At 73.2% G+C, this 11,795-nt stretch carries 14 protein-coding genes; 9 read left to right on the forward strand and 5 right to left on the reverse strand.

The window, feature by feature from the left end; all coding sequences use genetic code 11:
• Window positions 1-247: 247 nt before the first annotated feature.
• From OG386_RS19750 to OG386_RS19770, 5 genes are read left to right on the forward strand one after another with little or no spacing between them, the layout of a single operon-like run.
• Window positions 248-544, forward strand: a complete 297-nt coding sequence (locus OG386_RS19750; protein ID WP_328789250.1) for a hypothetical protein — start codon at window positions 248-250, stop codon at window positions 542-544.
• The gene (locus tag OG386_RS19755; protein WP_328789251.1) at window positions 541-2,097 is read left to right on the forward strand and encodes a peptidoglycan-binding domain-containing protein; all 1,557 of its coding nucleotides are present in this window, start codon (window positions 541-543) and stop codon (window positions 2,095-2,097) included. Before OG386_RS19750 ends, OG386_RS19755 begins: the two co-directional genes overlap by 4 nt.
• On the forward strand, window positions 2,094-2,837 hold the full coding sequence (locus OG386_RS19760) for an ABC transporter ATP-binding protein (RefSeq protein ID WP_328789252.1): 744 nt from the start codon (window positions 2,094-2,096) through the stop codon (window positions 2,835-2,837). The genes OG386_RS19755 and OG386_RS19760 overlap by 4 nt, the downstream gene beginning before the upstream one ends.
• A complete protein-coding gene (locus tag OG386_RS19765) occupies window positions 2,834-4,054 on the forward strand; it encodes an ABC transporter permease (RefSeq protein ID WP_328789253.1) in 1,221 nt (406 codons plus the stop codon). Before OG386_RS19760 ends, OG386_RS19765 begins: the two co-directional genes overlap by 4 nt.
• Window positions 4,055-4,113: 59 nt before the next feature.
• Window positions 4,114-4,407, forward strand: coding sequence for a hypothetical protein (locus tag OG386_RS19770; protein WP_328789254.1), 294 nt, complete (start codon window positions 4,114-4,116; stop codon window positions 4,405-4,407).
• Window positions 4,408-4,416: 9 nt separating this feature from the next.
• Here OG386_RS19770 and OG386_RS19775 read toward each other — a convergent pair whose 3' ends face one another.
• Window positions 4,417-5,700: a geranylgeranyl reductase family protein gene (locus OG386_RS19775; protein WP_327383832.1), complete on the reverse strand. Its 1,284-nt coding sequence runs from the start codon at window positions 5,698-5,700 to the stop codon at window positions 4,417-4,419.
• A gap of 97 nt (window positions 5,701-5,797) precedes the next feature.
• Here OG386_RS19775 and OG386_RS19780 point away from each other — a divergent pair, with 97 nt between their 5' ends.
• On the forward strand, window positions 5,798-6,331 hold the full coding sequence (locus tag OG386_RS19780; protein ID WP_328789255.1) for a GNAT family N-acetyltransferase: 534 nt from the start codon (window positions 5,798-5,800) through the stop codon (window positions 6,329-6,331).
• 3 nt (window positions 6,332-6,334) lie between these two features.
• Window positions 6,335-6,709, forward strand: a complete 375-nt coding sequence (locus OG386_RS19785; protein ID WP_328789256.1) for a hypothetical protein — start codon at window positions 6,335-6,337, stop codon at window positions 6,707-6,709.
• Here the strand turns inward: OG386_RS19785 and OG386_RS19790 are convergent.
• Window positions 6,706-7,617, reverse strand: coding sequence for a glutaminase (locus OG386_RS19790; RefSeq protein ID WP_328793294.1), 912 nt, complete (start codon window positions 7,615-7,617; stop codon window positions 6,706-6,708). The genes OG386_RS19785 and OG386_RS19790 overlap by 4 nt on opposite strands.
• Before the next feature lie 23 nt (window positions 7,618-7,640).
• A complete protein-coding gene (locus tag OG386_RS19795) occupies window positions 7,641-8,333 on the reverse strand; it encodes a demethylmenaquinone methyltransferase (RefSeq protein WP_328789257.1) in 693 nt (230 codons plus the stop codon).
• 267 nt (window positions 8,334-8,600) lie between these two features.
• Between OG386_RS19795 and OG386_RS19800 the strand changes: the two genes are divergently transcribed.
• Window positions 8,601-9,503, forward strand: a complete 903-nt coding sequence (locus OG386_RS19800) for a DUF3152 domain-containing protein (RefSeq protein WP_328789258.1) — start codon at window positions 8,601-8,603, stop codon at window positions 9,501-9,503.
• A 47-nt stretch (window positions 9,504-9,550) separates the two neighbouring features.
• Window positions 9,551-9,958 carry a response regulator transcription factor gene (locus OG386_RS19805; RefSeq protein ID WP_328789259.1) on the forward strand — a complete coding sequence of 136 codons (408 nt, stop codon included), beginning with the start codon at window positions 9,551-9,553 and terminating at the stop codon, window positions 9,956-9,958.
• On the opposite strand, the gene OG386_RS19810 is transcribed toward OG386_RS19805, so the two are convergent.
• Together OG386_RS19810 and mqnC are read right to left on the reverse strand one after the other, a co-directional pair.
• Window positions 9,924-10,568, reverse strand: coding sequence for an imidazolonepropionase-like domain-containing protein (locus OG386_RS19810; RefSeq protein WP_327383846.1), 645 nt, complete (start codon window positions 10,566-10,568; stop codon window positions 9,924-9,926). The two genes, OG386_RS19805 and OG386_RS19810, sit on opposite strands and share 35 nt — an antisense overlap.
• A 16-nt stretch (window positions 10,569-10,584) precedes the next feature.
• Window positions 10,585-11,784: a cyclic dehypoxanthinyl futalosine synthase gene (mqnC, locus tag OG386_RS19815; protein WP_266603701.1), complete on the reverse strand. Its 1,200-nt coding sequence runs from the start codon at window positions 11,782-11,784 to the stop codon at window positions 10,585-10,587.
• Window positions 11,785-11,795 lie beyond the last annotated feature (11 nt).

Genomic DNA, 11,795 nt, shown 5'->3' on the forward strand with positions numbered 1-11,795 from the left:
GCCACGGGTCCCTACTATCTGGCGCGCGCACTCCCCCACCCGTCAAACGGATGCGCATAATCCACTCCTACCGCCGTAAGGGAAGCCTGTCGTGCACGCGAGATATTTGACCCCTCTACTTCTTCTGTGCATTTCACTGACGGGATGCGGCGGCGGCGACGAAAAGCCTGTAGCAAGCGACAGTCCGCCCCCGACCACGGAGGAAATCGCGTACTACGACTGCCTGAAGAAGCAGGGCGTCGCGATCGTGTATACGGACTATGGCGCTCCGCGCGAGGACAAGTCGAAGCCCTGGAACGAGGAGGCGCACAGGACCTGCGCGCCGATGTTGCCGCCCCCGCCGAAGCCCCAGCCGGCCGAGCCCGCCCAGCTCGCCGCCGCGCAGAAGGAGTCCGCGTGCCTGCGGGCCGAGGGCATCTCCTGGTACCCGGACCCGGACCCGGTCACCGCCCAGATCGACGACCGCAAGGGCACTCCCGAACAGTGGAGCTCGCTCAAGCGCGACCACCTCGACGCGTTGAAGAAGTGCCGGCCGGACGGATGAGCGAACCGGAGCAGGTCGTGGAGCACGCCGAGGCCCCGGCGGCCCCGGAGGACGGCCGCGGCGGACTCGCGCGCGGGCGGCGCGTGGTGCTCGCGGTCGTCGGCGGGGCCGCACTGATGGCGGTCGGCGGACTGCTGGCGACCACGCTGGTGAAGTCCCCCGCACAGGTGGCCGCGGAGACCGGCCCGCCCGCACAGGGGGCCCTGACCGCGGACGTCGAGCGGCGGGTGCTCGCGCAGACCGTGGTCATGCGCGGAACGGTGGTCGCCGACCAGAGCGTCGCCGTGTCCCCGCAGGGGGTGCGCTCCGGCGAGGGGACGGGCGCGGCCCTGGTGACCAAACTGCCGCTGAAGGCCGGGGACCCGGTCACGGCGGGGCAGCTGATCGCCGAGGTGTCCGGGCGGCCGGTGTTCGCCCTGCACGGCGCGCAGCCGATGTACCGCGACCTCAAGCCCGGGGCCAGCGGCGACGACGTCGCACAGCTGCAGCAGGCGCTGCGCGAGCTCGGGCACGGCACCGGCGGCGACGCGAAGGGCGTCTTCGGGGCCGGTACGAAGGCTGCGCTCGCCGCCCGCTACCGGGCCATCGGGTACGAGCCGCTGCCCGCGGTCGCCGACGGGGGCGCGGCCCTCAAGTCGGCGCGGGAGGCCGTGCGGTCGGCGACGTGGGCCGTGGAGGACGCGAGCAGCCCCACCGGTTCCGTGGGCGCGCCCGCGGAGGGCGGATCGGGCAAGGGCGGGGCCACGCCGGGCCCGGGCGCGACAGCGAGCCCCGGCTCCGGTGGCTCCGGCTCCGGTGGCTCCGGCTCCGGCAGGGAGCTCGCGCGGGCCCGGCAGGCCCTCGGCGAGGCCCGGGCCGCACTCGTGGCCGCCGAGGCCGCCGACGGGCCGATGCTCCCCGCCGCCGAGACCGTGTTCCTGGGCTCCTTCCCGGCCCGCGTCAGCGCCGTCGGCGCCCGCGCGGGCTCCCCCGTGTCCGGGCCGGTGCTCACGCTCTCCGGCGGGGAGCTCGTCGTCGAGGCCTACCTCAAGGACGACAAGCGGCAGCTGCTGCGTGCCGGGATGACCGTGGTCATCTCCTCCGAGCTCGCCGGCACCGACGTCCGCGGCACGGTGGCGGTCGTCGCCTCCGAACGGTCCGCCGCGCAGCCCGCCGGACCGCAGCCGCAGCAGGACCCCGGACAGAACCCCAAGGGCGGTGGGAGCGGTGGCACGGGCGGCGGCGCCGACCTCGGCTACCGGATGGTGGTCCGCGCCGACCAGCCACTGCCCGCCGGCTTCGCCGGGCAGGACGTCCGGCTGACCATCGAGTCCGCCGCCACCGACGGCGAGGCGCTCGTCGTCCCGGTCACCGCCGTCTCGGCGGGCGCGGACGGACGTACGGTCGTCACCGCCGTGTCCGCCGACGGCACCCAGCGGCGCATCGAGGTGCGGACCGGCACCAGCGGCGACGGTTTCGTGGCCGTCGCCCCGGCCCGGGCGGGCGCCCTCGCCGCCGGGACCAAAGTGGTGATCGGGGTCGCACCCCGCGAGACCCGGGGGAAGACCAAATGAGGCTCCTGTCCCGTCAGTCCCTTCGGCCCCGGCCGTCCTCCGGCGGCGCGGACGGCCCGGGCGGCAACGACGAAAGCCCCGTGATCGAACTCCGCGGGGTCGGTCTCACCTACCCCGGGCCGCCGCCCGTCGAGGCCCTGCACCCCTGCGACCTGACCGTCCGGCGCGGCGAGTTCATCACCGTCGTCGGCCCCTCCGGGTCCGGGAAGTCCACCTTCCTCAACGTCGCCGGGCTGCTCGACTCCCCCACCACCGGCCGGTACCTGCTCGACGGGATCGACACCGCCGCGCTCCCCGGCCGGGAGCGCACCGCCCTGCGCGGGCGCCGGATCGGCTTCGTCTTCCAGTCCTTCCACCTCCTCCCCCACCGGTCCGCCCTGGAGAACGTCACCCTCGCCATGCTCTACACCGGAATCCCGCGCGCCCACCGCCTCGTACGGGCCCGCGAGGCCCTCGACCAGGTCGGTCTCGGGCACCGGGCCGGCGCCGTGCCCGGCCGGCTGTCGGGCGGCGAGCGCCAGCGGGTGGCGATCGCCCGCGCCCTGGTCGGGCGTCCCTCGCTGCTGCTGTGCGACGAGCCGACCGGCAATCTCGACTCCGTGAACGCCGCGTCCGTCCTCGGGCTGCTGGACGAACTGCACGGAGCCGGGATGACCGTCCTCGTCATCACCCACGACCCCGAGGTGGCCCGGCGCGGCGCCCGGACGGTCACCATCCGCGACGGGCGGCTGGATCCTTGAGCGCCGTCGCACCCACCCGGCTGTCCGTGCGCGACGCCCTGGCCGAGGCCGTCGCCGGGATGCTGCGCCGCCCCGGCCGGGCCGTGCTCACCGCCCTCGGCACCGTCCTGGGCGTGGGCAGCTTCGTGGCCGTGCTCGGCCTCACGGCCACCATCTCCTCGCAGATCGACGCCAGGTTCAACGTCCTGACCGCCACCGAGGTCAGCATCGAGGACGTCGCCGCCCAGCAGGACGAGTTCGCGGGGGCCGCCTTCCCCGCCGACGCCGAGCAGCGGCTGCGCGCCGTCGCCGGCATCGAGCACGCCGGGGTGTTGTGGACGGTGCGGCTCGACGCGCACACCGCCGTCGGCCCCCTGCCGTCCGGCGCCGGCGACCCGACCACCGGCGCGGCCGTCGTCGCGGCCTCCCCCGGCGCCGTCGCCGCCCTCGTGCCGACCCTCCAGCAGGGCCGGCTCTACGACGACTTCGCCGAGCGCGGCCACGAGCGCGTCGTCGTCATCGGCAGCGGACTCGCCGCCCGCCTCGGCATCACCACCCTGGCCACCCGGCCCGCCCTCTACATCGGCCAGGAGCCCTTCACCGTGGCGGGCATCGTCGCGGACCTCCGGCGCCGGCCCGAACACCTGATGTCGGTCCTCGTCCCGCGCACCACCGCCGAGCAGCTCTGGGGGCCGCCCGCGCCCGGCGGCGCGACCATGCTGATCTCCACCGAACTCGGCGCCGCCCGCCAGGTCGCCGGCCTCGCCCCGCTCGCGCTGCGCCCCGACCACCCCGAGTACCTCAAGGCCGTCCCGCCGCCCGATCCGCGGATGCTGCGCTCCGGGGTCACCGCCGACCTGAGCGCCCTCTTCCTGCTGCTCGCGGGGATCTGCCTGGTCATCGGCGCGGTCGGGATCGCCAACACCACCCTGGTCGCCGTACTGGAGCGGACCGGCGAGATCGGGCTGCGCCGGGCGCTCGGTGCCCGGGGGCGGCACGTCTCGGCCCAGTTCCTCACCGAGTCGGCGGCCCTGGGGGCCCTCGGCGGGCTGGTCGGGACCTCGCTGGGCGCGCTGACCGTGGTCGCCGTCGCCCTCGTCCGGGACTGGACCCCGGTGATCCATCCGGCCACCGTCGCCGCGGCCCCGCTCGCCGGCCTGGTCACCGGGCTGCTGGCCGGGCTCTATCCCGCCTGGCGGGCGGCCCGTGTCGAACCGGCCGAGGCCCTGCGAAGATAGGGGAAGAGCGCGCCTGACCGTCTGGGCCGCCCCGATCCGCCCCTGGAGCTGGTGGTCCCGTGAACCCGAAGCCGTACGCGTCCCACGGCCCCGGCGACCCCACCGCGGTCCCGGCCGCGCTCGGGCTCGGCCTGCTCGCGGTGGGCGGCTGGCTGCTGACCACCGCCCGCCCCTGGTACAAGCCCGGCCACCCGCTCACGCTGGGCCTCGGCTGGGCCGCCTCGGGGGCGCTGCTGGTGTGCGGGCTGGTCCTGCTGGCCAGGTGCGTCCGTACCGTCCACGGCTGCCCGGAGCCGGACGCGGACGCGGACGTGCCCGCGCCCACCGAAGCGGGCACGGGCACGGACGGCTGACCGGTCGGCTCAGGCCTTCGGGGCCACCTTCGAGAGGCCGTTGATGATGCGGTCCATCGCGTCGCCGCCCGTCGGGTCGGTCAGGTTGGCGAGCATCTTCAGGGTGAACCGCATCAGGACCGGGTGGGTCAGACCGCGCTGGGCGGCGATCTGCATGACCTTCGGGTTGCCGATCAGCTTCACGAAGGCGCGGCCCAGGGTGTAGTAGCCGCCGTAGGTCTCCTTGAGCACCTTCGGGTAGCTGTGCAGCGCCAGTTCGCGCTGGGCCGGGGTGGCCCGGGCCTGCGCCTGCACGATGACGTCGGCCGCGATCTGGCCCGACTCCATGGCGTACGCGATGCCCTCGCCGTTGAACGGGTTGACGAGCCCGCCCGCGTCGCCGACCAGCAGCAGGCCCTTGGTGTAGTGCGGCTGCCGGTTGAAGGCCATCGGCAGGGCCGCGCCGCGGATCGGCTGCGTCATGTTCTCGGGGGTGTAGCCCCAGTCCTCCGGCATGGAGGCGCACCAGGCCTTGAGGACCTCGCGCCAGTCCAGCTCCTTGAAGGCGGAGGAGGAGTTGAGGATGCCGAGGCCGACGTTCGAGGTGCCGTCGCCCATGCCGAAGATCCAGCCGTAGCCGGGCAGCAGCCGGTCCTGCGCGCCGCGCCGGTCCCACAGCTCCAGCCAGGACTCCAGGTAGTCGTCGTCGTGCCGCGGCGAGGTGAAGTACGTCCGCACGGCCACGCCCATCGGGCGGTCCTCGCGCCGGTGCAGGCCCATCGCGAGGGACAGCCGGGAGGAGTTGCCGTCGGCCGCGACGACCAGCGGGGCGTGGAAGGTGACCGGGGTCTTCTCCTCGCCGAGCTTCGCGTGCACGCCCGTGATGTGACCGGTGCGCGCGTCGCGCACCGGCTCGCCGACGGTGCAGCGCTCGTACAGCCGGGCACCGGCCTTCTGCGCCTGGCGGGCCAGGGTCTCGTCGAAGTCGTCGCGCTTGCGGACGAGTCCGTAGTCCGGATAGGAGGCGAGTTCCGGCCAATCCAGCTGGAGCCGCTGGCCGCCGCCGATGATCCGCAGGCCCTTGTTCCGCAGCCAGCCGGCCTCTTCGGAGATGTCGATGCCCATCGCCACCAGCTGCTTGGTGGCGCGCGGGGTCAGGCCGTCGCCGCAGACCTTCTCGCGCGGGAACGCCGTCTTCTCCAGCAGCAGGACGTCCAATCCGGCCTTGGCGAGGTAGTAGGCGGTGGTCGAGCCGGCGGGCCCGGCCCCGACGACGATCACGTCCGCGGAGTGTTCGGAGAGGAGCTCGGTCACTGCGGGATCTCCCGAAGGCTCGATATAGGGTGCCAGGCGGCACCGGACATGTGCAGTCTATGCAGCGAGAGAGATCGCGATCCGAAGGGTGCCTCCGATGACCACCTCGCCGACCCGGCCGCTTCCCGCCGTGCAGCTCCGCGTGCCCACCGACGAGGACGCGCACGCCTGGCACGCGGCCTTCGCCGACCCCGACGTGATGGAGTTCCTGGGAGGTCCCGCGGAGCTGTCCGCGTACGAGGAGATCACCGCGCGCCAGCGCATGCACGACGCCCAGTTGGGTTACTGCCTGTGGACCCTGGTGGACGCGCAGGGCGCGGTGATCGGCTTCACCGGCGCCCAGCCGTGGCCCCGGGAGAAGGCGTGGGGTCCGGTCGGCGAGATCGAGATCGGCTGGCGGCTGGATCGCTCCGCGTGGGGCCAGGGGTACGCGTACGCCGCCGCGCTCGCCACGCTGGAGCGGGTCCGCGCGGCCGGTGTCCCGCACGTGGTGGCGATGATCGACGCCCGGAACGCACGTTCGGTGGCGGTGGCGGAGCGTCTGGGCATGACCCTGGCCGAGGAGTTCGCCACGCCGGCCGGGAATCCGGCCCGGCGCTACGTCCTGGACCTGCGGGGCGGAGGGGAGTGATCCGTGTCCGTCGGCATCAGCCCTTCGGGGCCTGAACCGTCCGGTGGGCCCTCCACTGCCGTCAAGCGGTTGATCACCGGCCTTTCGCTGTGGTGGACGGCCGTGCCGGTGGTGTTCGTGGCGCAGGCGTACCTCTGGTCCGCGGGGGTCCGCGGCCCGCTGGGGGAGGGTGTCGCCCGCGTGCTGCTGTGGACGTGCATCGGCGGGGTCGTGCTCGCACCCGCCCTCGGCCTCGTGGTGGCGCGGGCCGCCGGGCACGCCGGGGCGCGCAAGCGGTTCGCGGTCATGGGCGCCCTGTCCCTGGGCTTCTGCCTCCTCGTCGCCCTTTTCTTCCGGTTCGCCATGGAATGCGCTCCGGGGGACGGCTCCTGCTCCTAGAAGACCGAGAGCCCGGTCAGCGTGGTGAACCGGTCGAGGGCGGCCACGCCCGCCACCGAGTTGCCCCGGGCGTCCAGGCCCGGACTCCACACCGCGAGGGTGCACTGGCCCGGGACGACGGCGACGATGCCGCCGCCCACCCCGCTCTTGCCGGGCAGCCCGACGCGGTAGGCGAACTCGCCCGCCGCGTCGTACGTCCCGCAGGTCAGCATCACCGCGTTGATCTGCTTGGCTTCGCTGCGCGTCAGCAGCCGTGTGCCGTCCGCGCGGAGCCCGTGCCGGGCCAGGAAGCGTCCGGCTCGGGCCAGGTCGGCGCAGCTCATCTCGATGGAGCACTGCCAGAAGTAGTGCTCCAGCAGCGCGGGCACCGGGTTGTCGATGTTCCCGTACGAGGCCATGAAGTGGGCGACGGCCGCGTTGCGGTCGCCGTGCTCCTGCTCGGAGGCCGCGACGTCGGCGTCGAACCCTATGTCCGGGTTCTGGCTCTCCTGCCGCAGGAACTCCAGCAGCTCGCTGCTCGCGTCGCCCGTCAGGGTCTGGAGCCGGTCGGTGACCACGAGGGCACCCGCGTTGATGAATGGATTGCGCGGAATGCCGTTTTCGTACTCCAGCTGGACGAGCGAGTTGAACGGGTTGCCGGAGGGCTCCCGGCCGACCCGCTCCCACAGGCTGTCGCCGCCCTCCGCCAGGGCCAGGGCGAGCGCGAAGACCTTGGTGATGGACTGGGCGGAGAAGGGGACCCGCCAGTCGCCCACCCCGAAGACGTTGCCGTCGAGGTCGGCGATGGCCATCCCGAACTGCCGCCGGTCCACGGCGGCGAGCGCCGGGATGTACTCGGCCGGGGTGCCGCTGCCGATCAGCGGGGCGATGTCGGCGGCGATCCGCTCCAGCAGGGGCCCGTAGTCCACGGGCGCGACGTCTGGCACGGCGGTCAGTCCTTGATGCCCCGGTGCAGCGCGACGATGCCGCCGCTGAGGTTGCGCCAGGCGACCTTGGACCAGCCGGCCTTCTGCAGCAGGGCGGCCAGCGCCGGCTGGTCGGGCCATGCGCGGATGGACTCGGCGAGGTACACGTACGGGTCGGGGTCGGACACCACCGTGCGGGCCACCGGCGGCAGCGCCCGCATCAGGTACTCCGTGTAGACCGTGCGGAACGGCGCCCAGGTGGGCTGCGAGAACTCGCAGATGACGACCTGCCCACCGGGCTTCGTCACCCGGTAGAGCTCGCGCAGGGCGGCGTCGGTGTCCTGGACGTTGCGCAGCCCGAAGGAGATCGTGACGGTGTCGAAGGCGTCGTCCTTGAACGGCAGCTTCGTCGCGTCACCGGCGGTCAGCGGCAGCCAGGAGTGCCTCTTCTTGCCCTCCATGAGCATGCCCAGGGAGAAGTCGCAGGGGACGACGTACGCACCGGTGGCGGCGAAGGGCAGCGAGGAGGTGGCCGTTCCGGCGGCCAGGTCGAGAACCAGGTGCCCGGGGCGCGCACCGACCGCCTTGGCGACCTCCTTGCGCCACAGCCGGGCCTGGCCCAGCGAGATGACGTCGTTGGTGAGGTCGTATTTCGCCGCGATGCCGTCGAACATGGAGGCGACTTCGTGCGGCTGCTTGTCCAGGGAAGCCCTTGTCACTGGCGTTCGCCCCTCGGTGTGCGATGCGGATCGGCGGGTACGCGCCCCATCCTCTCAGGCCCCGCCCCCCGCGGGCCGCGCGGGCTCCGCCACCCCCGGCCCCCCTTCCCACCGGACGGGTGTCGGAAACTGTTCCGAAGGACAGTTACGCCGCGCCCCGGCGGACACGTTGACTGACACGGTGCGGCCCGGTGAGGGTCACCCCCCGGATCGGTGACCGAATCGTGGCCGATCCGGTAGTGGCCGCCGCGAACAGGAAGCTTCACGATGCCGCCAGGCCATTCCACCGGTCGCTCCAGCCGCACCAGCCCGCGCGCCCAGCGCCGGGCCGAGCGGCGCAAGCGGCTGCGGCGCACGATCGTCCTCGGCTCGGCGGCACTGGCCGTGGCCTCGGCCACCGCGTACACGTTGCTGCCCCAGGACGACGACGCGAAGGCCGCCGCGGACCGGGCCGCGGCCAAGCCGGACCCGACGGCCGGGGAATCCGACGACGGTTCCGCGAACGCGGTCCCCCAGGGCGGCCAGAAGTCCACCGCCCCCGAACCGTCCACCTCACCCGCGGCGTCTCCCCCGGCCTCGCCCACCCCGTCGACCGGCACCGCGACACCCACCCAGCCGGGCACCTTCAAGGCCTCCACCACCGCAGGCAAGGCCCAGGGCAAGGGGACCGCGCGGCGTTGGCGGGTCGAGGTCGAGGACGGCAGCGGGGTCGACCCGGAGTCGGCCGCCCGCTCGGTCGAGGCGATCCTCGGGGACCCGCGCGGCTGGACCCAGGACCCGAAGTACGGCTTCCAGCTCGTCGCGGCGGGCCAGCCGGTCGATTTCACCATCAAGATCGCCACGCCCAAGACCACGGACCTCCTGTGCCAGGTGGAGACGCCCGAGCTCATCGGCGAGACCAACTGCAGCACGGGGCACACCGTCGTGGTCAACCTCAAGCGCTGGAAAGAGGGTTCGCCGCAGTTCGACGGCACGCCCGAGGAGTACCGGGCACTGATCGTCAACCACGAGGTCGGACACGACCTCGGCCGCGGTCACGAGAGCTGCCCGGGCCCCGGAAAGCCCGCCCCCGCGATGATGCAACAGATCAAGGGGCTCCTCGGCTGCAAGTCCAACGCCTGGCCGTACGACGCGAAGGGAACCTACCTGTCCGGTCCGTCCGTCTCATAGGACGAGGGGGCGACCACAGGACGGGCGCCCGGGGGCTAGGAGAAAACGTGCGCGTCGTCAGCTTCAGCGTCCCGGCGTGGTTCCCCTCGTACGAGGAGCCGGGCGCGGAGGAACGGGCGCCGCACGAGGAGGCACCGGGCTGCGCCGTGCCGGGCGGCCCCGTTCCGGACGGGGACCGGCCCGCCGACGCCCAATTGACCGAGCAGGAGTCGGCCGTGTTCCTGTGCCTGGCCACCGGCGCCTCCAACCGGGAACTCGCCGTCGAACTCCAACTCTCCGTCAGCACCGTCAAGTTCCACGTGGTCAACATACGGGCCAAGCTGGGCGGGATCAGCCGCCTCCAAGCCTGCCTGCTGGCCGCCCTCGCCCGGGAGGACACCCGGCGCGCCGAGGACACCGCCGGCAGCAGACCGGGCGGGCTCAGCGACGACGGTGGAGCAGCCGTCCCCCGATGACCGTGGCCACGCACGTGGTCGCACCCTGCTCCAGCAACTCGGCCTCGTCCGCCACCGCGAAGACCGCGAAGCGCGCCGGAACCCCCGCCTCCAGGATCCCGTGGAAGGCCTCCGCCGCAGCGCCCCGGCCGGCGAAGGGATCCAGCGCGGGCAGCCCCTCGTAGGCGGCGGGCGGCAGGATCGTGAGCCCGGACCGGGACACCGCCGTACGCACCGCCGGGATCGTGAAACGGCCGCAGACCGCCACCACCCCGCGGGCCAGCAGCCGCTGCGTGCCGCGCCGGGCGCTGTGGCCCCACCGCGGCTCGGTCATCGTCAGCGCCTCCAGTGCGGCCGCCCCCCGGATCGGGTCGGCGCCGAGCTCGGTGACCTCGTACGGGTCGTCCGGGTAGTACGTGCGCTCCAGCAGCTCGTCCGCCCCGCGCACCACCAGCCCCGGGGTGATCACCCCGGGCCAGCGGCGGGTCCGGGCGTGCGGGTGTGCCGCGGCGACCTCCTCGTACGGTCCCGTGCGGGCGATCCGGTCGCCGTCGACGAGGACCGCACCGCCCGGCAGCGGCGCGGATCCCGGCCCGGTGACCAGGAGTTCGGCGGTGTGCAGCGTCAGCATCGGTCGGCGGGCGTCGTCAGTTCGTGGAGATGAGCTTCAGCTCGGGGTGCGCCGTTCCGCCCTCGATGGCGGTGGAAGAGATGTGCGAGACCACGCGCTCGTCGACCGGGTCGTTCGCCGGGTCGTCGTGCACGAGCAGGTGCTCGTAGGTCGTCGCGCGCTGCGCCGGGGTGCGGCCCGCCTTGCGGATCAGGTCGATGATCTCCTGACGGTTGGAGCGGTGCTTGGCACCGGCCGAGGAGACGACGTTCTCCTCGAGCATGATCGAGCCGAGGTCGTCGGCGCCGTAGTGCAGCGACAGCTGGCCCGCCTCCTTGCCGACGGTCAGCCAGGAGCCCTGGATGTGGGCGATGTTGTCGAGGAACAGGCGCGCGATCGCGATCATGCGCAGGTACTCGAAGATCGTCGCCTGGGTGCGGCCCTTGAGGCGGTTGTTCTCGGGCTGGTAGGTGTACGGGATGAAGGCGCGGAAGCCGCCCGTACGGTCCTGCGTGTCGCGGATCATCGCGATGTGCTCGATGCGCTCGGCGTTGGTCTCGCCGGTGCCCATCAGCATGGTGGAGGTGGACTCCACGCCCAGCTTGTGGGCGATCTCCATGATCTCCAGCCAGCGCTCGCCGGACTCCTTGAGCGGCGCGATCGCCGTGCGCGGCCGCTCCGGCAGCAGCTCGGCGCCGGCGCCCGCGAACGAGTCGAGGCCGGCCGCGTGGATGCGCTGGATGGCCTCCTCCGCCGAGACGCCCGAGATGCGGGCCATGTGCTCGACCTCGGACGCGCCGAGGGAGTGGATGACCAGCTGCGGGAATGCCTGCTTGATGGCGGAGAAGTGGTGCTCGTAGTACTCGACGCCGTAGTCCGGGTGGTGCCCGCCCTGGAACATGATCTGGGTGCCGCCGAGCTCGACGGTCTCCGCGCAGCGGCGCAGGATGTCGTCGAGGTCGCGGGACCAACCCTTCTTCGCGTCCTTGGGGGCCGCGTAGAAGGCACAGAACTTGCACGCCGTGACGCACACGTTGGTGTAGTTGATGTTCCGCTCGATGATGTACGTCGCGATGTGCTCGGTACCGGCGTAGCGGCGGCGGCGCACGGCGTCGGCCGCCTGGCCCAGCGCGTGCAGCGGCGCGTGGCGGTAGAGGTCGAGCGCCTCTTCCTTGGTGATCCGGCCCCCCGCGGCGGCGCGGTCGAGGACAGACTGGAGAACGGCCTGGTCGGTCACCGGTGAGTCAC

The sequence above is a fragment of the Streptomyces sp. NBC_00273 genome (assembly GCF_036178145.1).
In the GTDB taxonomy this organism is placed as follows: domain Bacteria; phylum Actinomycetota; class Actinomycetes; order Streptomycetales; family Streptomycetaceae; genus Streptomyces.

Coding starts and splice junctions, on each gene's coding strand:
- OG386_RS19755 (WP_328789251.1), top strand. CDS start 541: ATGAGCGAACCGGAGCAGGTCGTGGAGCACGCCGAGGCCCCGGCGGCC.
- OG386_RS19760 (WP_328789252.1), top strand. CDS start 2,094: ATGAGGCTCCTGTCCCGTCAGTCCCTTCGGCCCCGGCCGTCCTCCGGC.
- OG386_RS19780 (WP_328789255.1), top strand. CDS start 5,798: ATGACCACCTCGCCGACCCGGCCGCTTCCCGCCGTGCAGCTCCGCGTG.
- OG386_RS19800 (WP_328789258.1), top strand. CDS start 8,601: ATGCCGCCAGGCCATTCCACCGGTCGCTCCAGCCGCACCAGCCCGCGC.
- OG386_RS19810 (WP_327383846.1), bottom strand. CDS start 10,568: ATGCTGACGCTGCACACCGCCGAACTCCTGGTCACCGGGCCGGGATCC.